Source organism: Methylocaldum gracile, assembly GCF_053646815.1.
On the sequence record NZ_CM132196.1, the window covers coordinates 177,447 to 203,435 of the forward strand.

The window sequence follows — 25,989 nt, forward strand, 5'->3', positions numbered from 1 at the left end:
ATGGGCAAAGGCCTTAGGCCGTGCCCATCCTCACCGGGAAAGTTGGGGTGGGAGTTCGTAGGTCGGCAATCCCTTGCCGACACTTTCGTCGGCAAGGGATTGCCGACCTACTGAGGACGATCACGCCGGTTACGGGTAGCAGGTGTCCCGAACCGAAATCGAAGGGCGGCAGACGGCTAGCGGATCTTGAAGCGGCCGACCTGTTCCTGAAGGTGCGAGGCCAGTCGGGCCAATTCCTCGCTGGCGGCTGCCGTCTGCTCGGAGCCTTGAGCCGTTTCATGGGAGATTCCGCTGATGTTGACTACATTGCGGTTGATTTCTTCGGCGGTGATGCTTTGTTCCTCGGCGGCCGCCGCGATTTGGGTGTTCATGTCCTTGATGGTGTCGATGAAGCGATTGATGATCTCCAGCGATTCGCCGGCGTTGATCGCTTGATCGACGCTGGTCTTGGCCGCGCTCTTGCCCTGCACCATCGCGGAGACGGCTTGGTTCGCCCCGGTCTGGAGGCGTTCGATCATGCCCTGGATTTCCTGGGTCGATTGTTGCGTGCGGCTTGCCAGAGTGCGGACTTCGTCCGCCACCACCGCGAAGCCGCGGCCTTGTTCGCCGGCGCGGGCCGCTTCGATGGCGGCGTTGAGCGCCAGCAGATTGGTTTGCTCGGCAATGCCCCGAATCACGTCCAGAACGGCGCCGATGGCCACGCTATCCTCTTTCAGCTTGTTTATGGCTTCGGAGGTTTTCTCCACTTCGGTCGCGAGGCCATTGATGCTTTGGATAGTGTGCTTGACGACCGTGGTGCCGTTCTTGGCCTGTTCGTTGGCGTCCTGAGCGGCTTCGGCGGCGCGGGATGCGTTCTGGGCGACCTCGTGGACGGTCGCCGACATTTCCGTCATGGCCGAGGCGACTTGCTCGGTTTGCTCGTTCTGGTTGAAGACGCGCTGCCGGCTTTGCTCGGTGATCGTCGACAATTCTTCCGCCGCCGCCGCCACCTGTTCGGCATCCTTGACGATATCCCGCACCATGCCGGCCAGGTTTTTGATCACCGTGCTGCATTTCCAGGCCATCCAAGAGAATTCGTCCTTGCCCTCCAGGGAAATGTTCTTGGTTAAGTCGCCGGCGGCCATCGCGCTCAGCGCGTCCACCAGTTTTTCGGCGCGTTTTGCGGAGTGCCGGCCCAAATAGGCGGCCAGTGCCAGCATCGTGACCGATGCCGCGACCGCGGTAATGATGACGCCGGTAATATCGTCATTTTCGCCCGCCGTCTTGATGCTCATGAAAGTCACCGAGGCGACGCCGGCGATGCCGACACCCATGGCCAGGTACATCTGGCGGGATAAATTCAGGTTTTCTACGAAGGATTTCAGCATGGCTCGATCTCTGGGTTAATTATTGTTTTGCAACCTGAGTCACAAGTTTAGTCAGAAATTTTCGAGCCGTAGGGAGAGACTAGGGCGGCTGTTACAAAGCTTCGACGATCTCCCTGATCAAAGCCGGGCCTCGGTAGATGAAGCCGGTGTAGAGTTGGATCAATTCCGCGCCGGCCTCGAATTTCCGGCGAGCGTCCTCGGCGCCGGCGATGCCGCCGCAAGCGATGATGGGAACGGCGCCTTGCAAAGCCTGCCCGAGTCGGGCGACCACATCGGTTGATTTGCAGAACAAAGGGCGGCCGCTGAGTCCGCCGGTTTCTTCGCCGTGAGCGAGTCCTTCGACGCCTTCTCGGGAGGCGGTGGTATTGGTGGCGATCACCGCATCGATTCCGTATTTGACCAGGGCGTCCGCCGCCTGCTTGATTTGCTCCGGTTCGAGATCGGGCGCGATCTTGACGGCCAGCGGAACGCGCCGGCCGTGAGTCTGGGTCAGATTCTCCCGCTCCTGCCGCAAGCCGGACAGCAGATGGTCCAGGTTTTCGCCGGCCTGGAGGTCGCGCAGGCCGGGCGTATTGGGAGAGGAAATGTTGACCGTGACATAGCTGGCGTGCGGATACACTTTGCGCAATCCGATCAGATAGTCGTCGAGCGCCCGATCCAATGGGGTATCGCGGTTCTTGCCGATGTTGATGCCCAATATGCCGCTGTAACGCGCCTTTTTGACCTGCTCGACCAGGTAGTCCACACCTTTATTATTGAATCCCATGCGGTTGATGAGCGCCTCGGCCTCGGGCAGGCGGAACAAACGCGGCTTCGGATTGCCCGGTTGCGGGCGGGGCGTCACCGTGCCGATCTCGATGAAGCCGAAGCCCAGAGCGGCCAGGCCGTCTATGCATTCGCCGTTCTTGTCGAGCCCCGCTGCCAGACCTACCGGATTCGGGAAACTGAGGCCCATCACCGTTCGCGGCTTGGGGGCGGCCGAATGATGAATGGGATTCAGCGATCCCAGCCGGCTAAAGCCTTGAAGAGCGGCCAGGCTGAGATGGTGGGCGGTTTCGGGGTCGAGTCGAAACAGCAGAGGGCGGAGCGAGTCGTAGAGCATGGGTTTTCGAAATTACGCGGTGATTCGCGGCGATCCGTTAACGCATTCGCCATGGACCAGGTTCAAAACGGTGAGTACGGACTCGGGATTCAAAGCATCGGTACGATCCCCGCCGCACAGAGCGCCCCGAAAGCCCAGGTAATCGGGTTTCAATGCCAGGAGAGGCGCGATATCCGGCACGCGAAGCGATCCGGCCAAGCCGCACAGCAAGCCGTGCGAGCGGGTTTCGGCAACGAATGTCCGAAGATAATCATTCCGGCATACTTGCCGCAACGATCCTTTTTTCTTGTCGCGCGTGTCCAGCATCGCTCCGACGAAACCGGCCGTAGCGAGTTCTCCGACCCAATGCAGCTCCGGCGATTCGTCGCCGAACAGGACGGCAACGAGACGTACATTGCGGCGGGCTAAGGAGGATAAGCCATGAATGAGGCCGGCCCAGTCCCCGCCCGGGAAAAAACCGATTTTCACGTAATCGACGCCGGTCGCCGCCATTGCTTTCACGGCGGACAACACGACATCGGCTTCCATCGGCAGATCGCCGACGGTGGCGCTGACCGGCCGGTCGCGGCCCAGCTGGCTGACGATGCGGCCGACATCGGCGACGGGCAGGGCACCCAGGGCGCCTTCGGCGGGGTTTTTCAAATCGACGATGTCGACGCCGATTTCCCGAACCTGCCGGGCTTCGGCAAGGCTGGCGACGCTCGCGAGCATGCCGGTCATGTCGGAGCCGCCTTGTCCGTCTTGCCGTGTTTGAACGCTTCGACCGCATCCATCAGCCAGCCCCAAGCTTCGAATTCTTTAGGTCCCGCCGTCTTGTCCAGGCCGATGCGGAGATAGGCGAGTTCCGATTCGATCTTGTCCCACGGCAGCCTATCCAGGCGGCTGACCAGGATCGCCGCTTCCAATACCGAATATTGCGCCCGGTTGAAGCCTCGGAACGGGGCGTGATTCGCCTCGCGGACGATCCGGCAGTAAAGCTTCGGCCGCAGTTCGTCCTCCTCCCAGCGCAGCAGTTCCAGTTCGGCATGGGCGAGGGTTTCGGCCAGCCGTTGGCCGGGGACGCTTTCCGCCGGAAGCAGCGGCCAGTCGCGCCGGCCGGTCAGGCAGCCGGCGAAGACGCGCACGTCGTCGGTGTAATTGATGACGGCCGTGCGGGTGGCCAGAACGTTATCCAGGGTCGTGGACGGCCGGAAAGGCATGATGAGCAGTTCGTCGTCCAATACGTGCACGCCCATGGGCGCGATATGCGCGGCGCCTTGGGGCGAGCAGCTCGTGATGATGGTCTCGCGAATCATTCTTCGTCTTTCGGTGTTTTCTGCAAAGTCGATCCGGCTGGCTTGTAGGCGTGAGGATCGATGGTCGGCGCCGGCGCTTCCACGTGGCAGCCCCACTGCAAGGGCTCGTCCTGCGAGTAACGCTTGCCGAGCTGCCAGGCAATCTGCGCCCGGGCCAGCTCGACCCCGAGATAAAAGGCGTGGCCGCCGTCGGTTTCCACGCCCAGCTTCGGATACAGCTCGAACGGGTCTGCGGCGGTGTGAAAGCCTTCGCGGTTAAAGATGTGCACGCCCTCGGGGCTGATCAGGATGCGATAGCTCGGGTCCTTGATTTGCCGGTAGATTTCATCGATTTCATCGCGGCTGAGCGGAAACGGCGCGCGTTCGTGCAGGGCCATCAGCCGGTCGTCGATATGCTTGGGCAGTGTGTTCAGTTCGCGCGCGGCGAACAGGATTCGGCGCGCCAGATCGGCTTCGCGCACCGCCTTGCGGGCATGCTTGCTAACCTGGGTGGCGAGAATCTGTTTGATGTGCAGCTCCGAGCAGATTCCCAACAGGATCGCATTGATGCCGGCGGTGTCGGCATGGGTGAGCTCGGTCAGATTGCCGACGCCCATCATGATCTCGACATCAGGATGGCGCCTCCGGACCTCGTGATAGCGGACCAGCGACTCGGTGAATCCGAAATGGATGGGGTCCAGGATCGGATCGACGATGAAGTCCCGGCCCTTGGCGCACATGGCTTGAACGGCTCGATCCAGTGAATCCAGGTCACCGTGCTTGGCAGGAATCAGAATCGGGGTCGAGGATACCTGATCGGCGATCCACAGCGTTTCTTCATGCAGGCTGAGCAGATAGTCGGCGCCCGCCGTGCCGCCCCGGAGCAGATCGTCGTTTTCCAGCGAATCGACGCTGACCTGAAACCCCTCGGCCTTGAGCGCGCGGACCGCTTCCTCCAGATGCGGAAACGGCGTCTCCGGCAAACAGCCGACATCGATCACGTCGGCCCCGTCCTTCCGGTAGTCCCGCGCCTGGCGGAGGATGCCGTCAATGTCCATCCGGGGCGCGTCGACGATTTCCGCGAAGATGCGGAGTTCGTAACGGCTGATGTCCGGCTTTTTCTTCTTCTTGCCGAAAAACTCCGGCAGATCGTGCAATTCTTCCGGCCCGCGTTCGATCGCGATGCCCATGTCCTTGGACAAGGTTTCCAGATCGCCCCGGCAGCGTCCCGGCACCAGCACCCGGTCGGCCCCGAACGTGTCCTTGAGCCGCCGCCGAATCATGTCCGCCGTCATCAGCGCCGCCACCGTCAATCCCAGCTGATGCACGGTGTACCCGAACTCCGGCTCCATCTCCTCTAGAGTGCGGCGCAACTGCTTTTCCGCCAGCTTGCCGGTGAGAAACAGGATGTGCTCGGGCATTGAACGGTGGGGAAGGTGGTGGAATCGAAGCGTTAGGGGATTGGACCGCGGGATTATAACAAAGATAGGGGGAATACTCGCGCGTGGCTCCGGCCACCGGATTGTGCGAGTGTTAGGGCAATGCTATCCGTATGCGTCGCTGTACCTTTGAACGATATTTTGAGCCCAGCATTAGCCGAAAGCTTCAAAGCAGCTAAGAGTTGGTATTGGTGATTTAAGGTGAAGGATAAATTTTAAGATGGCCGAAACACGCAGCTCCAAACAACTGGCTATATGATGAATGTTAGTGAACTCCGGTTTGCGCACTGGATGTGACCGAGAGAATAAAGGGGCGAAGCAGCTAACGGGGGAACGTAGTGTGAGTAATCGCGATGTCCTACTCAGGGGGTATGCAACCGGCAATTTTTTGGACACAGTCTATGCCTGTTCAGTAGCCGATCGCAAAAACCGTAACGCTCTTGTTTTGGAACTGGTGACGTTGCACAACGAAGGCCTAATCGATGTTGTTAAGGCTTTTGAATCCTTGAAAATCAACTCGTCGAGTGGGCCGGATTTCTTTCCAACGAGACATATCTTCGAAAAGGCATTACCAGATATTAACGCTCCGGTCCCGTCCGTCATGCGATGTGTGCTTCATCTGTATCGGAATGCCGCTAAGGACATGGCCGCTGGTACGATTATCGAAAGTTTCATCGATTTCCTGGCAAAAGAACCCACTCGTCCGCGTGAGACACTGACGGAGATTGAAGCGAGTCCCGATATGTTCGCAGACCTGCTTCCTGCGACGCTCATTGCGGGATCTCATATCGATAATCCCTTCTACCTGAGCGAAGCCATTCGTCTCTGCGAAGACAATAACGTTGAGTTGAGAAGACGCGCCGTGTTCTCAATAGGGAGGCTGAAGTGGCCCGAGGGCAGTGCAAAGCCTGAGTCTGCTCTTGCCGCTCTGGAACGTTCTGCTGCGGCGGAAACGGACGATCAGATTCTCGCGGGCATCATCAAATCAGCGTTTGCGCTCTTGCAGCTGGACAAGGCTCAGGAACCACGCGCCGTGTCGCTCTTCGAGATCGCATTATCGAAAAGGGGCGAATACGCGCTCCATGCGGCATCCGAGGTCTTTGCCTTTTGTACTGGCGAACTTCCTGTTTCGCTGCTTGACTGTTTGTTTGGTTATTTGGCGCGCGTCAAGTCCACAAACAAAGGAACTCTGCATAACGTCGATCTTGGTGTTTCGCACTTACTTGAGAAAGGTCACCCCGAAAAAGCGATTCAATTTCTGGAGAACTTGCTGCTGGCACATCCCAGTGAACCGATGATGGAGGCCTTTGACGGTGCTGCCAGAGAAATTCTCAATAACAAGGTACTTGTTAGCAAAGTTCTTACGCGATGGTTTTTGCATGGAGACAAAGTACTTTGTGAGAGCGTGCATACGATCATCGGCGCACATCACGGCGACGATCTGCTGCTGGAGATTGATCCGACCGAACTGCAATCGGCTGATCTTACGCACGTCATGTTCGTTGCACGAAAGGCTATTGGCTATCTCTTCATGCAACCGATCAGTGCCGCTACCGTCCTGATTTCACTCATGCGGCACACGACGGATAACACGGTTTTGACGGAGCTAGGCGCGTTGCTCTTTGATCCCCTGCTTCTTAATTTCACCGGAAAAGTGCGGGAGTATGTCATGCAGTCATCCAAGCTTGAATCTGGCAAGGTGAAAGAGGTCATAGACAAGGCGCTAAAGGCCATTGATGAGTATCTGGGCTATTTACGCGCCGTGGGTGACCTTACTGCCCTGCATCCTGGCGAAGCGCAACGAGAGGCACATCATCGGTATTTTTCGCATCTGATGGCGGAGTCATATAAAGCTGCTGAAGCTCAGTCAGTCTTTCTGAATTTAGTCTCAAAGAGCGTGTTGCTTTACGGGAGAAAGTCAATCAACTACGTGAACGGTCCCGATGGACAGTCGCATCGAATGGAAATCGGTTTGCAGACTCACGGCACAGAAATGGAATTTCCACGAATGGAGAATATTGATCCCTTCGGATTGGATTACATGCTGCGAATGTTCAGAAACGAAAGAATCCGTACATGAAGCTAATTCTCAAACAATATCTGTCGTCACTGCGTGAGCGCGGTGAACTCGACGCGATCCTGCCTGATCTTCTGAGCCAGCTTGGTCTAAACGTGTATTCGCGTCCAGGTAGAGGAACGCTTCAGCGCGGTGTTGATGTTGGTGCGGTTGGTAGCTTAGACGGCGGACCGGAAAAGGTTTATCTGTTCTCAATCAAAGCGGGTGATCTAACGAGGAGAGATTGGGACGGCGATTCCGATCAGTCACTTCGTCCTTCACTCAATGAAATTATTGATGCTTACATTCCGAATCGTCTTCCCGTCGAGCATCGTGGAAAGAATATTGTGATTTGCATTTGCTTCGGCGGGGATATTCAGGAACAGGTTCGCGAGCAACTAAAAGGATTTATTGATCGAAACACAACCACAAAGATTACCTTTGAAGAATGGAATGGCGACAAACTTGCCGATTTGATTCAGTCAAACTTTCTTCGCGAGGACCTGCTGCCGGAACATGCTCGCTCACGCCTTCGCAAATCGCTTGCCCTGCTTGATGAGCCCAAAGCATCGTATAAGCATTTTTTCTCGTTAATTAAGTCGCTGGTCGGGGTTGATAACCGGAAAGATGTAGAACGCATCACGGTACTCCGCCAGATGAGCATTTGTTTATGGATACTATTCGCGTGGGCGCGCGAGGCCGGAAATATGGAGTCCGCTTATCTGTCGAGCGAACTGGCCCTGCTTCACGGGTGGAAGCTTGTCAGCATGTGCGCGGAAAAAAAAGGAAAGGTAACGCAAGGAGTTGGAACCGCATTCCTCTCGATATTTTCCGCCTACCAACAAATTTGCAGTGAGTTTCTTGCAACCAATGTCTTGCCGCATGCCGGTAAAATGCATGCCATATCAAGTGCCGTTCGCGCTTCGTGTAGCCTTGATATTAATTTAAAGCTTTTTGACCTGCTTGGACGATTAGCCATGAGCGGCATCTGGGCTTATTGGGGCGTGCAGCGGTGCTCCGATGTGGAAGGAGAAGCAAAGCAACAAATGCTGCAGGAAGCCTGGATGTATGCCTCGTCGGTCAAGGCGCTAATCTCGAATAACCCGACCCTGTTACTGCCCGAAAAAGACGACCAGGCGATCGATATCTTTATTACGGTATCCCTGCTTGCATTAGACGCAAACAACCACAACGACATCAAAAACTGGCTTGCGGAGATCCTTGAACGCGCCAGCTTCGCATATCGAGTGCATGGTCGATATCCATGCATTCTGAGTTCTTATAGCGAACTACTGTCGCACCCCAAATCGGGCGATAAGGAATACCGTGAGAACGTGACGAGCGGGAGCATTCTCTATCCGACAATCGCATTGTGGTCCGCACTTCTTGATGATGAAGAAACGTACCGTAAAGTAGCTCTTCTGAAGGAGAAGCATCTACAACATTGCAATTTCCAGTTCTGGTATCCGGACGAACACTCTGAGGAGCATTTGTACACCGATAGTGATTCTCACGGCGCGGTCTTATCGCATGTCTGCGTCGAAAAACTCAAAGAAAAATTTCTCGAGCAGGTTTTTGGTGAATGCGAGCAATCACCATATTTCAAGGACTTATCGGCTGCCAAATACGGTTGGTGGCCGTTGATCGTTGTCGCCTGTCGGCTTTATCGGTTGCCGGTACCACTACAACTCGTTGCGGGATTTTGCAGGAAATAGGCGGCGATGACTCAGTTTTCGCTCGTTCCCAAGCTCCCGCTTGGGAACTCTCCCGTCGAAGCTCCAGCTTCAAAACCAACTCACCACGCCCGCACCACTTCGATCAAACCTTCCTGGCCGGCATGGTTCCGCGCTGGAATCGCGCCAATGCTCGAGCATTTTCCGGTGTGGTGTGCGACCCAGGCTGCCGTAGGTCGGGAATCCCTTCCCGACATCTTTGTCGGCAAAGGATTGCCGACCTACAACCATATTTGTGCCTGCATTCAGGGTGTGTGCCGAGTTCCCAATTCACACCGCTATGCTGCGGCGAAAAACGCTCTCGGCCTGATCCACACAGCCGCGCTTGACCGGGTTCTGGTCGATGTAGTCCATTTTTTGCCGCATGACCGCTTCCGATTCGATGAGTTGCGGGTGATTGCCTTCTTCCCAAATCTGCTAAGTGCTTTCGGTTTTGTGATGTCGCTTGAATAGCGCCAGCAGCTCCAACATCCTGACCGATCCGCGTTGCTCAAGGTACGCGACGATTTGCCTGGCCGTGTAGGACTTGAAGCGCTGCATATCCCGGCTCAAATCGGGCGAAGCGGCGATGAGGTGCAGGTGGTTTTCCAGTATGACGTAGCCGTAGAGCCGGAAGCCGGCTTCCCGCTGCAGAAACCGCCAGCAATCCATCACGATGTTCACCGTTTCCGGGCGGGTGAAAAGCGGCAGCCAGTGGTTGATCGTTGCCGTCAGGAAGTGGGGCGATTGATTTTGCAGGATATGGTAACGGCTTCGGGGCATGGGTTTGAGTTTAGTCGTTCATTTAGGGGCGAGTGGAAGCCGGAGCTTCCGAGGCCGGGTTCCCAAGCGGGAGCTTGGGAACGAGCGCATTTGCGGATCAGCGGCCAAGATCGCCCACCTGAACTAAACTAAGCCTTCAATTCTTTTCGGAACGGAATGTGAAGGAATATCAATTCATCGAAACGCGGCAGGCGGATTGGGACGCGTGGGATCGGTGGCTGGCGGGCGGGCTTCGCGGAAAAGGGGAGCGGAGCGATGCTTCGGGTGCCGAGCCGGGGCCGGCGGCGATCACGGTGGAGAGTTTGCCGCGTCAGTTTCGGGGGCTGTGCCGGGATTTGTCCCTGGCGCGGGACCGCCGCTATTCGGAGCCTCTGCTCGATGCGCTGCGCGACCGGGTCTTGGCGGTCCATCAGCGCATTTATGGCGCCCGCAGGGCGGGGGGAGGCCGGTGGCTTCGTTTCGTGCTGCACGATTTGCCGGTTCTGGTCCGGAGCGAGGCCCGGCTGGTCTGGGCTTCGGCGGCGCTGTTTTTCTTGCCTTTGTTTCTCGCTCTCGCCGTGCTTCAGTTTTATCCGGACGGCGTGTATTTCCTGCTCTCACCGGAAACGGTGGGTTCCGTGGAAGAAATGTACGCCCCGACCGCGGAACGGCTGGGGCGGCCTCGGGATGCGTCCGACGACGTGATGATGCTGGGGTTCTACATCGCCAACAATGTGCGCATCGACTTCCAGTGCTTTGCAGGAGGCATCGCTTTCGGCCTGGGGAGCGTATTTTTCCTGATTTATAACGGGCTGGTGATCGGCGCGGTGGCGGGACATCTGACGCAAGTCGGCTATATCGAGACGTTTTGGGGCTTCGTCGCGGGGCATAGCGCGCCGGAACTGATAGGCGCCGTACTCTCCGGTGCGGCCGGCCTGAAAATCGGACTGGCCCTGATTGCGCCGGGGAGACTCCGCCGCGCCGATGCGGTCAAGCGGGCGGCGCAGCGGGCAGTGCATCTCCTTTACGCAGCGGCCGGACTGACTTTTTGCGCCGCCTTCGTGGAAGCGTTCTGGTCGCCGATCCGAACGCTTCCCGTGGAGCTCAAATACGGCATTGGGATGGCATTCTGGCTCTCGCTGCTGGCCTATTTCTCTCTCGTCGGACGAAGCCGCCGTGCAGCTTGAACGCCTCTGTCTGGATCTCCGTCGACGCACGCCCTGGGAGGCTCTTGATCTGGGATTGGTTGTGCTGCGGCACTGGCATCGGCCGGTTTATCGTGCCTGGTTCGCCACCATGGTGCCGTTCACTCTGATCGTGTTTCTTCTCCTGTGGCAGTGGCCCGCCGTTGCCGCGATCAGCGTGTGGTGGTTCAAGCCGCTGTTCGATCGAATACTGTTGAAGGTCTACGCGGAAGCCTCGTTCGGACGGGCGCCGAGCACGCGGGAGATTTGGCGGGCGCTGCCGGGGCTCGTTCGCAATTCCGGCTTGCTCATGGGGCTGACCCTGGGGCGTTTCAGCCTGGCCCGTTCGTTTCATCTTCCAATCGCGCAACTGGAGGGCCAGCGCGGGCGAGCGGCGGCGGCTCGGCGCCGGGTGCTCGACAGCAAGACTCGCGGGTGCGCGGTATGGCTCACCTATCTCTGTGCGCATTTCTCGGCATTTCTCCAGATTTCGCTGTTCCTTTTAATCGAACTGTTTCGGCCGCGGGAAGTCGAGCCGGTTTTCGACTGGGCGGCTCTTTTTCACGGCGAGTCGGACGCCTGGCTCGTGGTGCTGTCCGACCTCGCGTACCTGGCGGGGGAGACTTTGATCGAGCCGTTCTACGTCGCCGCCGGTTTCACGCTGTATCTCAACCGCCGCAACGAACTCGAAGGCTGGGACATCGAGCTGGGTTTTCGCCGTCTGAGCCGGCGCATCGAGGCGGAATCGGAAGGGCGGGAGGAGACTCCACGGAAAGCGGCCCTGATGATGGCGTGTCTTTGTTTCGCCGGCCTGTTCTGGTTTCAAGCTCCCCGTGAAGTCTTCGCGGACCAGCCTCCCGCGAGCGTCGCCGAGACCGGCGAAGCGAAACGGGCGATTCGGGAGGTGTTGGCCGATCCGGTATTCGGCCGGGAAGTTCAGGATTGGACGTGGCGGTACCGAGATTCGGAGAGCGAGTCGCCGTCGGACGATTCCGGTGCGCTGGAGCTGTTGAAGACGTTTGCCGAGTGGATGGCGAAGGCGATCCGGAGCCTCAGCTTTGTCGCAGCCGCCGTTCTGGCCGCGGGCCTGATCGTTTTGCTTTATCGCTATCGCGAGAGATGGCTGATCCGGAGTCCCGCCGTCCGCAACGTTCCGGAAACCCTGTTCGGCTTGGACGTGCGGCCGGATTCGCTGCCGGCGGACCTCGTCTCCGCTGCGAAACGGCACCTTGAGGCGGGGGAATATGCCGCCGCACTTTCGCTGCTTTATCGCGGGGCGCTGGTTTCTTTGATTCATCGCGCTTATGTCGACTTCCGCCCGGGGGATACCGAAGGCAATTGCCTGGAGCGGATACGGGGGCGAATCGATGCGGCCGGCGAGCGTTATTTCGCCGAGCTGTTGCGGGCCTGGAAGCTCGCGGCTTACGCCCATGCCGCGCCGCCCGTGCCGCAACTCGCCGATCTCTGCGACCGCTGGTCTGATCATTTCGCGGACTAATATATGAGAGGCAGTAAAAAAAACTACTGCGCGACCCAAGTCCGCGCCTGCGATGATCAACGTACCCCCTTGTACGCCTCCGCTTCTCGGCGCGGACTCGGACCGCTCGCGACGGTTTTTTCACTACCTCTGAGCCGAACGGTGATCTGGAGTTCGACGGGGGTTCTGGCGCTGATCGCGCTGAGCGCCGCCTGGTTTTTTTCCAACTTCGATTACGTACCGGTCACGACTTGGGAGAAACCGGGCAAGGAGGCTCGGCGCGACCCTTATTTGGCTTTCGACCGTCTCATGGGGCGGCTCGGGCGGCCGGTGGCGCGGGTCAGCAATGCCTTGGTATTGGATGAGCTGACGCCGGGCGGGGTGTTGCTGCTGGATCGCGGCCGCCGCATCTACGTCAATGCGCGCCGCGCCGACGCCCTGTTCGATTGGGTGAGCCGCGGCGGCTATTTGATCGTTGCGGCGGAATACCGCCGAGTCGACGACCCCATCCTGAAGCATCTGGGGATTGGATGGTACGAGCCCCCGAAGATCGAGCCCAAGAAAACCGCTGCTAAGGAGGAAGACGGCGCGGAGGACGAACAGGATGGAGCGCAGATGTGCGAATCTTCGGATGCGCGGTCCGACGACGAGCCGGATACGGTTGAAGTGCGTCTTCCGGCGCGGGACAAGCCGTTGCGGCTGCAACGGACGTTCGGGTCAAACGGCTGGGGTCTGGTGCCGACCGACCCGGCACCGGTCTGGAAAGCGGGAGTGGTCGATACGCGCAGCACCGTGCTGCATTACGACTATGGCCAAGGCCGGATTACTGTACTCGACGGCTTCACGTTTCTCTCCAATCGGCGGATCGGCGAGCACGATCACGCCGAACTGATCTGGGGGCTGATGCGGCATTACCAGCCGCAGGGCGAAGTGCGTCTGGCTACCAGGCTCGAGGTTCCGACGCTCTGGGAATGGCTGGCCGAATCCGCGTGGATGGCGCTGATCAGCGGCGCGCTGCTGATCGCGGCCTGGCTTTGGCGTATCGTGCCACGGTTCGGCGGGATGCTGCCGTCGCCGAATCCGGCGAGGCGCAGCCTGATCGAGCATCTTTCCGCCGTCGGACGCGCCGTCTGGCGTCACGGCGAAGACGGGCGGGCTCACTGGGAAAACGTGATGCGGCTGGAACTGCGGAGACATGTTCTTCAGCGGCACCCGCACATCGCGCAGGTCTCCGAGTCGGAACAGGCGAGAATTCTCTCCGGTATGAGCGGGATTCCCGAGAACCGGGTGACGGCGGTCTTGGCCGCACCGGACAAGCTTTCGCCGCGGCATTTCGTCGATTGCGTGCGCACGGTGCAAGAACTCGAACAACGATTGTGAGGATTTATGGCGGTAACCCGTTTGCTCGATGAACAAGTGGACAAGGCCGGAGTGCTGCTCCGGTCGATTCGTGCCGAGCTCCGCAAGGTGCTGATCGGCCAGGAGCGGATGATCGACGAGGTGCTGATCGGTTTGCTCTGCGGCGCGCACGTGCTGCTCGAGGGCGTGCCCGGTCTCGGCAAGACGCTGCTGGTGAAGGCGCTCGCCAAGACCTTTTCCGGCCGCTTCGCGCGGATTCAGTTCACGCCCGACCTCATGCCTTCGGACGTGGTCGGCCATACCTTCTTCGATATGGGCAGCAGCCAGTTCATTACCCGCGAAGGGCCGGTCTTCACCCATCTCCTGCTGGCCGACGAGATCAACCGCGCTCCGGCGAAGACCCAGGCGGCGCTGCTCGAGGTGATGCAGGAGGGGCAGGTGACTCTGGAAGGCCGCTCGATGGCCGTTCCTCAGCCGTTCATGGTCCTGGCCACTCAGAATCCGATCGAACAGGAAGGCACTTATCCGCTGCCGGAAGCGCAATTGGACCGGTTTCTGCTCAAGATACGCATCGATTACCCCGATATGGAGGAAGAATTGGCGCTCACCCGCCAGGTGATCGAGCGCCGGTCCGGGGGCGAATTGGCCGTGGATAACGTGGCGGTCCTGATTGGCCCGGAACAAGTGGCGGCGCTGCAGCGGTTGACGGCCCACGTGGAGGTGGACGACCGGGTGCTCCGCTATGCCGTCTCCATAAGCCGAGCTACCCGCGAGCATCCGCGCTTATCCATCGGCGCGGGTCCCCGAGGCAGCATCGCTTTGGTCCGCGCGGCCCGCGCCAGCGCACTGCTGTCGGGGCGGAGTTACGCGACGCCGGACGATATCAAGGCGGTGGCTTTGCCGGCGTTGCGCCATCGCGTGGCGACTTCTCCGGAGGCGGATATCGAGGGATCGAGTGCCGACACGCTGCTCCGGGCGCTGCTGGACCAGGTTCCCTCGCCGCGCTTCTGACCGGGGTTTCTCGTGCTCCTGCCTCATCGCGTCCTTTTGATCGCGCTCGCCGCCTGGTTCGGTCTCGCCGTTCTCGCGGCAGTGTGGCCGTCATGGCTTGCGGTCTGGCAATTCGCTGGGGCGGCGCTGCTGAGCGCGGCGCTGGCTGACGGGTGGCTGGCCCTGAGTCGCCGCAATCCGGTGCGGGTCGAGCGGGAAATCGAGGATGCATGGCCCGTAGGGGTGACGCAAACGGTCCGCCTCCGCCTCGCCAGCCCCGAGCGCAGCGTCGCAGGCTGGGTGTTCGACCGCCATCCCGAGACGTTTTCCGCAGAAGGCTTGCCCTTGTTTTTCAAGCTGTCGCGCGGCCATTGGGTGAACCTCGGCTATATGGCGCAGCCCCTGGAGCGCGGACCCCATGTCTTCGGCGGGATCGAGTTGCGGCTTCTTTCGCCGCTGCGCCTTTGGCTCACCCAATACCGGGTCGGCGGCGATGAGACGGTGCGGGTTTACCCGGATTTCGAAAAAATCACTCGATACTCGGTGTTCGCGACCGATAACCGCTTGTCCCAGATCGGCGTTCTGCGCAGGCGGCGGCGCGGCGAGGGTCTGGACTTCCACCAGTTGCGGGAGTATTGCCGCGACGATGCCTTGCGGCAAATCGACTGGAAGGCCACTGCCCGCAAGCGCAAACCCATCGCCCGCGAGTATCAGGACGAAAGAGACCAGAACATCGTGTTTCTGCTGGATTGCGGCCAGCGCATGCGTGCCAAGGACGATGCCCTGTCGCATTTCGACCATACGCTGAACGCGCTGCTGCTGTTGTCCTACGTGGCTTTGCGCCAGGGCGACGGCGTGGGGCTTTCGACTTTTGCCCAGGCCGAGCCGCGCTACTTCGCTCCCCGCAAATCGCTCGTCACGGTGCAGCGCTTGCTCAATGCCGTGCACGACCTTCAGCCCTCGCTGCAAACGTCCGATTATCTGATCGCCAGCCAGGCCCTATGCGAGCGCTTGAGCAAACGTTCGCTGATCGTGCTCCTCACCAATCTGCGCGACGAAGACGAATCCACGCTGCCGCCGGCCCTCGCCATTCTGCGGCGGCGGCATCTGGTGCTCCTGGCGAATTTGAGGGAAACGTCCTTGGACGCTCTCCTCCATGAGCCGGTAACCGATTTGGATGGCGCCTTGGCCTATGCGGCGGCGGTGGATTACCGCCGCGAGCGCCGGCGGCAATTGGCCGCCTTGCGCGCCCAGGGTGTCGCCGTACTGGATGTCGCCCCGGCGGAACTGCCGGTGGCGCTCGTCAACCGCTACTGGGACATGAAGCGTAGCGGCGTTTTTTAACTAAACCAAAAAGAAGAGAGGTTCCTATGGACACAACGGGTCGTGATCCGTCTTCCGACGATGCTTCCCACAATCCCTTTCAGGCTCCCAGGTCGCGAGTGGCCGATCCCGTTCCGGAGAATTCCGGCGTGCTTCTGGATGAGCCGAATCGGAACAGCGCCGGAAGCGGTATGACATGGTTGAGCGAAGGCTGGGGATTGTTCAAGGAGGCACCCGGAACCTGGATCGGAATTGTCATCGTCATGTTCTTGCTGAGTATCGTCATCAACCTGATTCCGGTCGTGAATCTGCTGTCCAGCCTGGTCTACCCGGTGCTGACCGGCGGGTTGATGCTGGGATGCCGTTCTCTCGAACAAGGGCGGGGACTCGCCTTTGGCCACTTGTTCGAAGGATTCCAGCGCAATTTCGGAAAGCTCGCGCTGGTCGGTTTGCTGTACCTTTTGGGAGCCCTTGTGGTCGCGGGGGGAGTGTTCGTGGTCGTACTCGGCGGCTCCGGTACGATGAGCATTTTCGCGGGAACGCCGCCGGACGCGTCGAATATCATGATGGTGCTCGTGGCTTCCTTGCTCGCATTCGCCCTTCTGGTTCCGCTGCTCATGGCCATGTGGTTCGCGCCGGCCTTGGTCGTGTTTCATGACAAGAGCGCCGTCGAGGCCATGGGGCTCAGCTTTCGGGGGTGTCTCCGCAACATCATGCCGTTCCTGGTCTACGGTATCGTGGGCTTGGTTGCGGCGATCGTCGCGACGCTTCCCGTCGGCTTGGGTTGGTTGGTCCTAATGCCGGTGTTGATCTGTTCGACATACAAGGCTTATCAAGACATCTTCATCGCTTGACGCAGTTATGACCGCTTCCGCCGCCCCGCTCGACACCGTCCGATCCGTCGCCACCCCGGAGGGCTGCGAGCTTCGACTTCGTGTCGCCGGGCCGGCGGCGCGAGCGCGCGCCTTTATGATCGACGCCCTGATACGTCTTCTGATTTTCGTGTGCGCCGTGGTGGTGCTGCGGTATTTCGGCGCATTGGGGCAGGGTCTTGTCATACTGACTTATTTCGTCCTCGGCTGGTTTTACAACATCGCGTTCGAGGCCTTGAACGACGGCGCTACGCCGGGAAAACGCCTGTGCAAATTGGCGGTGTTGCGCGAAGACGGAACGCCGGCGGGCTGGGATGCCGCCTTCATCCGCAACACCTTGCGCTTTGTCGACGCTTTGCCGGTCGGCTACGCGTTCGGGCTCATCGCCATGGGGTGCAACGCCGACAACAAACGGCTAGGCGACATCTCGGCCGGCACCGTGGTGGTCTATCGGCCGGATGCCGGACAATCCGCCGTCATCGACGACTATTCCGAGGCGGAACCCCCGCCTTTTTCCCTTACCCCTTCCGAACGGCACGCACTGATCGAGTACCGGCGGCGTTGCGCCACGCTCACACGAGAGCGCGCGGAAGAACTGGCGGAATTGGCTTTCCCTCTGACTCGGGGGCTTTCTCCGCCCCAAGGACGGCAGAAGCTCTTTCGCATCGCCAATTTTCTGGTGGGGCGAGAGGCATCGGCAGCCCGTAAGACGGATTAACGGGCCCGTGATCGCCGATCGGCGAAACCGGCGATAAACGCGAATGCCCCATTCCCGTGGAGCAGTCTGTCACCTCGATTCCGATAACGAGGCTGCATGCCGCACGGGCTTCGCGACAACCATTTTCACCGGTCCGACTGGGCGAGATCTCGCAGGATTTCAAAGTGGCCCTGGATAAGATGATCGACGAATTCGGTCCACGCCATCCGGCGGGTGGGTTCGACCTCCTGCGGCCAGGCGGTTTCTTCGTAGTGGAGCAGTACCGTGTTGGTGTCCGCACTGAGCTCGATGATCTGAAAGCGGTAGCCTGTGAGATGATCTAGACCGATGTGTGGATGCATACACCGTGGCTCCGGATTGCCGAGAGATCAGTTGATGACCGTGAGACCGATCCTTAACACTGTCGATCCCGGAGGGTCATTAAAGCGTTATTGCCAAAAGATGAACAGCGTCGTAACGGAAATAAATCGTAGCCTGAGCAAGATCGTCGGTTTCGCAACCGGCGGAGGGGGGTGGCAAGGTCGCTTAAGCCGGATTGAGCGAAGTCACTGCATTCCCTGCCGCTTTCTAAAATAAAAAGAGGTTGACCGCGGCGAAATAGATCAAAAGGCTCATGACGTCCTGCAGAATGGTTGCGAGGGGGCCGCTGCCGTAGGCGGGGTCCGTTCCCAACTCCCCCAACAGCCACGGAAGAAAGAGCCCGATCGTCGTCGCCACGCAGCCGGCCGAAAACAACGCCACGGCAACCGCCAGCGCCAGATAAAAGTCCCCGAAGATCAGCCAGATTATAGGGAGAGTGACGGCAGCCAAGGTAAGGCCGATCAGTAGGCCGGTCCGCATTTCCCCGCCGAGCAGCGAGCGGAGGTTCGCATGAGAGAGCGATAGCCCGCGTACGGCAATGGCCTCGGTCTGAGTGCCGATGGCATCGGCGATATAAACTAAACCCGGAATGAAAAAGGCGATGGCGATCCGGTCCTGCAATTGTGCCTCGAATTGCGCAACGACCTGGGTCGCCAAGGCGCTGCCCGCCAAACCAAGCATCAACCAAGGCAACCGGTCCCGCGCTCGCCGCAGCGGGGCCGATTCCATAGCTTCCCGCGCCTGATGCGTCTCGCGTTTGATCCCGGCGAGGCGATGCAAATCTTCCACATGCTCGTGTCGCAAGATGTGCATCAGCGCCAGGGGCGGTACCACGCCGAGGAAATGTCCCCCATGGTCGACGACGGGAACCGCGGTCAGCCGATGGTGCAGCGCCAAGGACGCCAGTTTCTCTTGATCTTCGTCTACGCGGACCATGGGCAGTGCCTTAAGAACGTCTCCCATAGGCGTCTCCGCGGGCAAGGCGATCAAATCCTCCAGAACGATACACCCTAGCAGCCGATCTTCCGGATCGGTGACACAGATCAATTCAGCATGATCGAAGCGGTGTTCTTTCAAGCGAGCCTGAACGGCCGCCGCGGTTTCGTTCGAATGAGCGCGGGGTACGCTGGCCGTCAGGTGGGTGCCCGCCGTTTCGCCCTGGCGGTGATTTCTCTTACGAGATTTCAGCGGGCGTCTTTTCTTTTCGATGGCTTTTTCCATATTTGCTTTCTGCATTTGTTCAATTTGGGGCATGACTCGGAGTCCAGCGCGACCAAGGCCGGCTCGTTCGAGTTTATCGGCGCACTTTCCCTTGCGACCGAATACCCGTCAAGTCCCGCTGCGGGGTATCGGAATTAATCCCCAAGCCAGGTTATACGTGTACCGGGGCGATCCTATGCGCATTTCTTGATGTTCCCGTGAACTACATTTCGTCACGTGTCTCTATCGGCCAATGGTCAAGGCCGAGAGAAAAGCGGCATTCCGGTACCGGGCCTTGGATGATCGCTATTGGAGACTTCGATAGTCCGATAAACACGTTCAAGGATAACCATGGAGTGTGATCAAAAGATTTCGAAGTTGATGCGGAACTGTTACGCCGCGCTGCGGGCTGCCATCCCTATAGCGGCCGCCGTGCCGACCACGGCGCAAGCTGGCGCGCAGCGCCTATGCCGTGGCTTCGTGACAATGATGTTCGCAGAGTTTTGATGTCCTATTCACTCGCTTGCTTTGAGACCGATCGCCCATCATGGCTAAGAGGGTTGTACCCACACGGATTGACGCCGATAACTTTGCCGGCAGCTCGCGTGCCGCTTGTAGCGATTGGCGCTCCGTGCGCAGATTCCATGTCGGCACGGGCCACCAAGAGCCCACTTCAAGATGCCGGATATACGACTGCATGCGCTTCCTTGTCGCCATCCCTATCGATCGGTTTCTTGCGCTCGGGGAGGAGCCGATATACGCACAGTTAGGCTTGGGCGCTGACAGGCAGGGCTAGAGCATTTTCATACCGCCTGTACGGGCACTCGCGAGTAGGTCGGGAATCCTTCCCCAATCGCAAACGGTCATCCGGGGAAGGGGCTGGCCGGCGCTCCCGGCTAGGCCGTTTGCGATTGGAAGGGTCATCCCAGCGCTCCTGGGATGACCGTTTGCGATTGGAGCGCCGAAGCCGCCCTTCCCGACGACACGTCAGGCCGAGCGTCTTCGTCGGAAGGGTCGCGACTAAAGCGACCGTTTGCGATTGGGAAAGGATTGCCGACCTACGAAAGCTTGAATCCATTCACCCGAGCCGAAGGTGCCAACGACTTCCGCCAAGCCTGTTTTGCCGTACGAGCGAGATGAAAACGCTCTAAGGAAGCTCTGAATAAGTGCGTTTTATTGGTGGCTCCGATAAACCGGCCGGGGCTGCCAGCCGAAAAAGGTCGTTTTTCCCTCCCCAATTGGCGCCCGCCATCGGCGCTCTTTCCGCCCCTCGCCCCCGGTTTTCCGGGACGATGCACAGATTGATCCCTAGGCCGCCATCAACTCCTCCCGCACCTGGTAGAGATTGCCGAGGGCAAACAGCAGGTAGAGTTGCTGCCCGTTTTTGAAGAGTCCCCGGTACCGGACCTTGGTATAGCCGAATTGGCGTTTGACGATCCGGAATGGGTGTTCGACCACCGCCCGCAGCGCGGCCAGCATGCGGTTGTGAAGCGCTTGTTCCGCAGGCAAGTCCTCGCCCTTCTTACGCTTGAAGGGAAATGCCCAGACCGGCTCGCCCTCCTGGCGTTCGACCTCCAGATTGCGGTCCTTGCGGGTATAGGCCCGATCGCCCAGGACGACCCGCTCCTCGCCGTGCAACAGGGCATCGGTCATGACCCCGTCCGCCACCTTGGCGGTGGTGACTTCCACCGTGTGCACCAAGCCTGAATCAGCATCCACGCCGATGTGCGCCTTCATGCCAAAGTGGTAATTGTTACCCTTCTTGGTCGAACTCATCTCGCCATCCCGCTTCCGCTCGCGGTTCTTCGTGGACGGCGGGGCGGCGATCAGGGTGGCATCCACGATGGTCCCTTGACGCAACAATAAGCCCTTTTCCGCCAATAGGGCCGCCGTTTCATCGAATAGGGTTTGCGCCATCTGATGGGTTTCCAACAGGCGCCGGAACTTGAGGATCGTGGTTTCATCCGGCATGGCGTCCTCGCCCGCATCCAGCCCGGCAAACTCGCGCAGCATCGGCATGTCGTGCAGCGCCTCTTCCATCGCCGGATCGGAGTAGCCGAACCAGTGCTGCATCAGGTGGATGCGCAACATCGTCTCCAAAGGAAAGGGACGCCTGCCCCGGCCGGCCGTCGGGTAGTACGGTGCAATTCGGCTCGTCCACAACGTCCAAGGAATCACCTGCTCCATGTCCTGGAGAAATTTCTGACGCTTGGTCAGCTTTGGTTTCTTCACAAACACGGTGGCACTGAGTCCGAGTTGCTTCATCTGGGGTCGACCTGTCGAAAATTGGACGTTGGGCGTTATTTTATCGGGGCCAGGGACTTATTCAGAGCTTCCCTAAGTACATTCAGGGAAGTCTTGCGGCATAGGCAACCTGCAGGACAACCCCGCCAATCAAGCCAATCTGTCGAGATTCCGCAAATATTTGCGGAATGTACTTAGGGGAGCTAAAAGCTAGAAAATGATGAAGGAGATACTGTGCGCTGCATACGGTTCGACGATGCAGGGTGCACGCAACGCACCCTACATCGAAAGTGAAACCGATGTAGACGTGACCGTCCGTTTCGTGCGCGGACTTTGCGTCCTGCCTGTGGTGGCTTTCCGAGGCCCTCGGTTACTCGCTATTCTTACTCAGGGTCGGTTGGCCTATTCGCTGCACTAACTCCTCCACCCGTCGCCACTCCTCCTCAAGGCGGGCGCGGTCGATCTTCGATGGCTCTTCTGGAGATGCCATCTGTTTGGCTCGTAGCTGGTCAATCTCTTTGCTGAATAAGCCTTCCTGTTGCGCCGCAAGCTGAAGCCTCAATTCAGAGTTCCCCTTCCAAAAAGTGCTATTTTCCGGGGGCTGATTGTACGACTCTGGGTGCCGATAATAACCCTGCTCATCCGCAGGCTTTTCTTCCTCTACTATTAATGGATGTGCTTGCGCCCAAGAATCCTTGCGAATGCCTGTTACCTGCCAAGAAACTTTCATCCCCGACTTACCTCCCGCAATATTGAAGCGATTGTTTGAAATCTCCCGAGCGACATGAAGGTTAGGGGCAGGCTCGCCAATAGAGGTGAGCTGATAGCGGAAGTCGCAATTGAGGGCTTCAAACCATTCAGGAAGCTCCACAAAACACTCCCCATTCCCGTCAAGAGCCGCAACCCCGTCATAAACATTCTTCATCTCGGCCGACTCGACAAATGAGTGAGCAAGGTACTTGTGCGCCGGCTCAAGGGGGTGATCGATCCTGAAGCCACCACCGGACTTGATTAAAGGACCAAAAACCTCGACTTTTCCATCGAGAAATGCTGCCCATCCATCTTCACCCCCTCTGCCGTACACGCCAATGCCCCTTTGAGCAGAACTTGTACCCCACACACCAACGCTGATGAAACCACCGCTGCTATCGCCACTCACACCGGCGCTGAAGAAACCACCGCGGCTATTGCCACTCACACCGGAGCCAGAGGCACTATCGCCACGCACGCCCGTGCCTTCTCCCGCTACGCCAGATACGCCGGTGCCGGTATTGACTGCTGCTCCGGCTACGCCAATGCCTCTTGTTCGCTCTGTGCCGGCTAAGCCGAACACACCCACTAGAGAGTTGCTGGAGCCCACGATGCCGAACCCGGCATCGCAGAGTCCGCGTACGCCGGCTTCGAAGCCGCCGGTAGGTACACCGAAACGTTCACCAAGTACGCCATCCCCATCGCCGCTAGTCCCGCGGACGCCGGTACCCCTGATGCTACTTCCCACCACGCCGGTGGCCTCGCCGACGAAGCCGGTCACGCCGTTACCACCGGTAGTGCTGGAGCCGAAGACACCGGAGGCGTCGGGAGTTGGAACAAATGTAACGCCCAATACGCCGGTGCCGGTTGCACTTCGGCCAAGCATACCTAGGCTCTGCAAGCTTTCGCCCGCGACACCTTCGCCCTCGATGCTGCGGCCAAATACTCCCGGATTTTGGATGCTGTGGCCTTCCACCCCGGCGATGTTAGTAGGGATGTTCGCTACGTTAGGAGGGAGAGCGCCGCTCGTACCGAACACGCCTACTCCGGTGGTGGAGTCACCCCACACGCCCACGGCGACGGGATTTCCATTAGCATCTACCGGCACCTGATCGCTATTCGCCGGCTCAAATCCTTCTACTCGTGCCATATTGTCCTCCTTTCATGGTTTCGCTGCGGTTGCCGTTATCGCTGTTTGTGCAGGAACTAAAGCTTGCGGTCATGACAGTGTTGATGTGAAGAGTCATTCAGGAGATGCGATGCCATTATCGAGCGGCTCTAGCTACTGCCGCTTGGCGGTAAATCCGGCGACCGTGAGGGTGGTGTTGATGAATCGGATCTCGCGATTGCGGTCGACGATCACAAACGCGACTGTCGAAGGCCCATCAAAGGCCGTTCCCGAGAACTCGGCGACACTGGTACCCGTGCCATCGGGATTGACCGAATGGGTGCACGTCTTGGACGTGAGAGGTCCGAGGATAGTCCCGTTGATATTGACAGTCGTGGTGACCGCGCAGCCTCCGTGGCCATCAAAGATCACCGTGCCAAGGGCGGCCGTTGGCACCGCTTGAGGGGCAGCGGGGGGCACAATCATCCCGAACTCCCCCGAAAATCCCCACCTTCCTTCGATGCCGCGTTCGGTAAATGCTGGTCTTGGAGCGTCCGCTCTCGAAGATGAGGCTAATGCCACAAAGACAAGCAATACTGTCAACGGCTGTAGGACTACCCCATACACGTTGCGATTGTGTTTCGTCATAGTCACCTCCTACGCGAAACGCCTCTTCGCCATAACGCATTTGATGAAAGAATCGGATTTGCCAGAATCACAGGTTATCGCGGGTGTGGCCGACGAATCATTGAAATATTTGGATGCCGAGGATGAAAGTGGCTGTCCGTCATTTCGATCCAAATATCGGCTCCCTTATGGGGCGGGAGGAGACTAAACCGATATTCGAAGGACACCTTGTCCAAGTAAAAAAGGGGGTAGGGATTGTATGTCTGGAGAACTGCCATTTGAACCCTTATTAATCAGGCCTGTAAATACCCTCCTGGTATTTCGGGCCGCCGCCCAGGCCGGTACACGCCCGGCCTGGGCTCAAGCGGCTGGTCGCCGCGCCGGGGCATCCCTGCCCCGGATTAACCCGGCCTATATTTATAGGCCGGGTTAATAATAAGGCCCAGCAGCTTTGGGTACTAAGCGCTACGTGGGCAATATCAAAAGCTGACGTTCAGGCAAAGTCGCAATCATCAATCCGCGATCTTCCGCTTTAGCCGAAAATCAGGCGCATGGACGACCGCTACGAATGGCAGCTTCGAATCGGGAGTGGCAGTTCAAATCATCTGACAGTGTTGGTCGGATCTGGCCGCGGCAACCTCAATGTACGATCAGAATGGTTTTGGGATTTGCTCTCGCCTTATTGAAAAGCGTTCCATGAGGCGGCACGGGAGCGGTAATAACATGGCCCTCGACGGCTGCCGTCATATAACTGTAATCTCGTGCGGCTATTTTCACGCTCTTTGCAAACAGCGGTTCGGGCCGAGCGAGCGATCTGATTATGAGTGGCAGACCCATGGCTTTGTCGCACCAAGACTATTTGAGTCTCAAGCGGGCATATCGGCATCTAGAATATCCCGCCTTCGCCGTCAGGCTTGCCGATGCGGTCGGCACACCCTTGGAGAAAGGGCTTAAGCTTTTGCCAACGCCATGGTACCGAAGACTGCATCGCTGCGCCGAGAATGCCATTTGGAAGGCTTTGGGCGTGGCGGTCACGAGCTTGGACAATAAGCCGGGGACGCCATCCCGCGACGTGTATTACAAGTTGCTCAGCATCGCGAGCGGCGCGGTCGGTGGTTTTTTAGGCGGTCCGGCCTTGCTGGTGGAGCTGCCGTTTACGACCGTTCTCATGCTGCGTTCGATTGCCGATATCGCCCGCAGCGAGGGCGAAGATCTCGACGATATCGCGACCCGTCTGGCATGTCTCGAAGTGTTCGCCTTGGGTGGGCGTACTAAGGAAGATGATGCGGCTGATGCCGGGTACTACGGGTTGCGTCTCGCTTTGGAGCGGCCCGTTGCGGCAGCCTCCAGCTATATCGCTCGGAACGGCCTAGGCAATCGGGCCGGCGCGCCGATGTTGGTGGATTTTATTATGATGATCTCGAGCCGTTTCGGCATAACGGTCTCGGAAAAAGCCGCGGCGGAAATCGTCCCGATTGTGGGGGCGGTCGGCGGCGCTTTGGTCAACAGCGTGTTCATTCAGCACTTTCAAGTTATGGCACATAGCCACTTTACGATCCGCCGTCTCGAGCGGAAGTACGGCCCGAGGCTCATTCGAGCGGAGTACGATAAGCTGCGGACCCCCGAGTACAAGCTCTCGTACGCGTCAGTTTAGCTTTCCCTTATTTAAACTTTTCGTGGTTCTTGGCCCGCTGGCATAATACCCTTGGCTTTTTATGCGGCCGAGGTTTTTTCTTATCAATGGGGTTTCTGGAATCCAGGGAGGTAGCGATGGCTGGTTTCGGCGATTTTCTTGAAAACGGTGTGGCCAAAGGCGTTGTGATCGGGCTTGGCATGGTGGCGGCCGGTGTCGTTCTTGCGCCGGCGCTGCGGCCAGTTGCACGAGCAGCCGTGAAGACCGGCATCCTGCTGTTCGAAAAAGGCCGCGAATGGGCGGCTGAAGCCGGCGAAACCTTCGAAGATCTGGTGGCCGAGGTTCGAGCGGAGCTGGCAGAGCAGGCGGCCGCAGCGGAAGGATTCGAAGCCGCCGAGCAAGCCGCTGCGGAAAGCGATATGAAAGGCTAAA

At 58.8% G+C, this 25,989-nt stretch carries 23 protein-coding genes; 12 read left to right on the forward strand and 11 right to left on the reverse strand.

All coding sequences use genetic code 11. From position 1 onward, the window contains the following. Positions 1-176: 176 nt before the first annotated feature. From ACWJJK_RS00820 to ACWJJK_RS00840, 5 genes are all read right to left on the reverse strand, one after another. On the reverse strand, positions 177-1,367 hold the full coding sequence (locus ACWJJK_RS00820; protein WP_077730867.1) for a methyl-accepting chemotaxis protein: 1,191 nt from the start codon (positions 1,365-1,367) through the stop codon (positions 177-179). Between the two features lie 91 nt (positions 1,368-1,458). Beyond that, entirely contained in the window at positions 1,459-2,469 is a 1,011-nt protein-coding gene (locus ACWJJK_RS00825) for a quinone-dependent dihydroorotate dehydrogenase (RefSeq protein WP_156881649.1), read from the reverse strand. A gap of 12 nt (positions 2,470-2,481) precedes the next feature. Further along, complete coding sequence (locus tag ACWJJK_RS00830; protein WP_156881650.1) at positions 2,482-3,189, reverse strand: (5-formylfuran-3-yl)methyl phosphate synthase; 708 nt, start codon at positions 3,187-3,189, stop codon at positions 2,482-2,484. Next, positions 3,186-3,764 (reverse strand): DUF447 domain-containing protein, encoded by a 579-nt coding sequence (locus ACWJJK_RS00835; RefSeq protein WP_156881651.1) that lies wholly within the window; start codon positions 3,762-3,764, stop codon positions 3,186-3,188. The genes ACWJJK_RS00830 and ACWJJK_RS00835 overlap by 4 nt, the downstream gene beginning before the upstream one ends. Further along, positions 3,761-5,164 carry a DUF6513 domain-containing protein gene (locus ACWJJK_RS00840; RefSeq protein ID WP_454128545.1) on the reverse strand — a complete coding sequence of 468 codons (1,404 nt, stop codon included), beginning with the start codon at positions 5,162-5,164 and terminating at the stop codon, positions 3,761-3,763. Before ACWJJK_RS00840 ends, ACWJJK_RS00835 begins: the two co-directional genes overlap by 4 nt. 358 nt (positions 5,165-5,522) lie before the next feature. Here ACWJJK_RS00840 and ACWJJK_RS00845 point away from each other — a divergent pair, with 358 nt between their 5' ends. The 3 genes from ACWJJK_RS00845 to ACWJJK_RS00855 are packed head-to-tail and all read left to right on the forward strand — an operon-like array spanning position 5,523 to position 9,424. Continuing rightward, positions 5,523-7,262 (forward strand): hypothetical protein, encoded by a 1,740-nt coding sequence (locus ACWJJK_RS00845; RefSeq protein ID WP_156881653.1) that lies wholly within the window; start codon positions 5,523-5,525, stop codon positions 7,260-7,262. Beyond that, positions 7,259-8,953 (forward strand): hypothetical protein, encoded by a 1,695-nt coding sequence (locus ACWJJK_RS00850; protein ID WP_156881654.1) that lies wholly within the window; start codon positions 7,259-7,261, stop codon positions 8,951-8,953. The genes ACWJJK_RS00845 and ACWJJK_RS00850 overlap by 4 nt, the downstream gene beginning before the upstream one ends. Before the next feature lie 6 nt (positions 8,954-8,959). Continuing rightward, positions 8,960-9,424: a hypothetical protein gene (locus ACWJJK_RS00855; RefSeq protein ID WP_454128546.1), complete on the forward strand. Its 465-nt coding sequence runs from the start codon at positions 8,960-8,962 to the stop codon at positions 9,422-9,424. Here the strand turns inward: ACWJJK_RS00855 and ACWJJK_RS00860 are convergent. Next, a complete protein-coding gene (locus ACWJJK_RS00860; RefSeq protein ID WP_454128547.1) occupies positions 9,389-9,733 on the reverse strand; it encodes a transposase in 345 nt (114 codons plus the stop codon). The genes ACWJJK_RS00855 and ACWJJK_RS00860 overlap by 36 nt on opposite strands. A 158-nt stretch (positions 9,734-9,891) precedes the next feature. On the opposite strand from ACWJJK_RS00860, the gene ACWJJK_RS00865 reads away from it, so the two are divergent. From ACWJJK_RS00865 to ACWJJK_RS00895, 7 genes are read left to right on the forward strand one after another with little or no spacing between them, the layout of a single operon-like run. Then, entirely contained in the window at positions 9,892-10,899 is a 1,008-nt protein-coding gene (locus tag ACWJJK_RS00865) for a stage II sporulation protein M (protein WP_156881655.1), read from the forward strand. Next, a complete protein-coding gene (locus ACWJJK_RS00870; protein WP_454128548.1) occupies positions 10,889-12,394 on the forward strand; it encodes a hypothetical protein in 1,506 nt (501 codons plus the stop codon). The genes ACWJJK_RS00865 and ACWJJK_RS00870 overlap by 11 nt, the downstream gene beginning before the upstream one ends. Positions 12,395-12,397: 3 nt before the next feature. Next, positions 12,398-13,753, forward strand: coding sequence for a DUF4350 domain-containing protein (locus ACWJJK_RS00875; RefSeq protein WP_454128549.1), 1,356 nt, complete (start codon positions 12,398-12,400; stop codon positions 13,751-13,753). 6 nt (positions 13,754-13,759) lie between these two features. Then, entirely contained in the window at positions 13,760-14,743 is a 984-nt protein-coding gene (locus ACWJJK_RS00880; protein ID WP_156881658.1) for an AAA family ATPase, read from the forward strand. A gap of 12 nt (positions 14,744-14,755) precedes the next feature. Then, positions 14,756-16,066: a DUF58 domain-containing protein gene (locus tag ACWJJK_RS00885; protein WP_454128550.1), complete on the forward strand. Its 1,311-nt coding sequence runs from the start codon at positions 14,756-14,758 to the stop codon at positions 16,064-16,066. Positions 16,067-16,092: 26 nt separating this feature from the next. Next, on the forward strand, positions 16,093-16,899 hold the full coding sequence (locus ACWJJK_RS00890; RefSeq protein WP_454128551.1) for a BPSS1780 family membrane protein: 807 nt from the start codon (positions 16,093-16,095) through the stop codon (positions 16,897-16,899). A 7-nt stretch (positions 16,900-16,906) separates the two neighbouring features. Continuing rightward, positions 16,907-17,635, forward strand: a complete 729-nt coding sequence (locus tag ACWJJK_RS00895; protein WP_454128552.1) for an RDD family protein — start codon at positions 16,907-16,909, stop codon at positions 17,633-17,635. A gap of 125 nt (positions 17,636-17,760) precedes the next feature. Here ACWJJK_RS00895 and ACWJJK_RS00900 read toward each other — a convergent pair whose 3' ends face one another. The 5 genes from ACWJJK_RS00900 to ACWJJK_RS00920 form a co-directional block, all read right to left on the reverse strand. Continuing rightward, positions 17,761-17,976, reverse strand: coding sequence for a hypothetical protein (locus ACWJJK_RS00900; RefSeq protein ID WP_086133479.1), 216 nt, complete (start codon positions 17,974-17,976; stop codon positions 17,761-17,763). Positions 17,977-18,202: 226 nt separating this feature from the next. Continuing rightward, positions 18,203-19,249, reverse strand: coding sequence for a magnesium transporter (locus ACWJJK_RS00905; protein ID WP_205780793.1), 1,047 nt, complete (start codon positions 19,247-19,249; stop codon positions 18,203-18,205). Positions 19,250-20,503: 1,254 nt separating this feature from the next. Beyond that, positions 20,504-21,460 (reverse strand): IS5 family transposase, encoded by a 957-nt coding sequence (locus ACWJJK_RS00910; protein WP_454128553.1) that lies wholly within the window; start codon positions 21,458-21,460, stop codon positions 20,504-20,506. Between the two features lie 349 nt (positions 21,461-21,809). Beyond that, entirely contained in the window at positions 21,810-23,339 is a 1,530-nt protein-coding gene (locus ACWJJK_RS00915; protein ID WP_454128554.1) for a hypothetical protein, read from the reverse strand. Between the two features lie 132 nt (positions 23,340-23,471). After that, positions 23,472-23,945, reverse strand: coding sequence for a hypothetical protein (locus ACWJJK_RS00920; protein WP_156881663.1), 474 nt, complete (start codon positions 23,943-23,945; stop codon positions 23,472-23,474). An 814-nt stretch (positions 23,946-24,759) separates the two neighbouring features. Here ACWJJK_RS00920 and ACWJJK_RS00925 point away from each other — a divergent pair. Together ACWJJK_RS00925 and ACWJJK_RS00930 are read left to right on the forward strand one after the other, a co-directional pair. Continuing rightward, positions 24,760-25,578, forward strand: a complete 819-nt coding sequence (locus ACWJJK_RS00925) for an EcsC family protein (protein WP_347257809.1) — start codon at positions 24,760-24,762, stop codon at positions 25,576-25,578. A 116-nt stretch (positions 25,579-25,694) separates the two neighbouring features. Beyond that, positions 25,695-25,988, forward strand: coding sequence for a DUF5132 domain-containing protein (locus ACWJJK_RS00930; RefSeq protein ID WP_077730885.1), 294 nt, complete (start codon positions 25,695-25,697; stop codon positions 25,986-25,988). Position 25,989 lies beyond the last annotated feature (1 nt).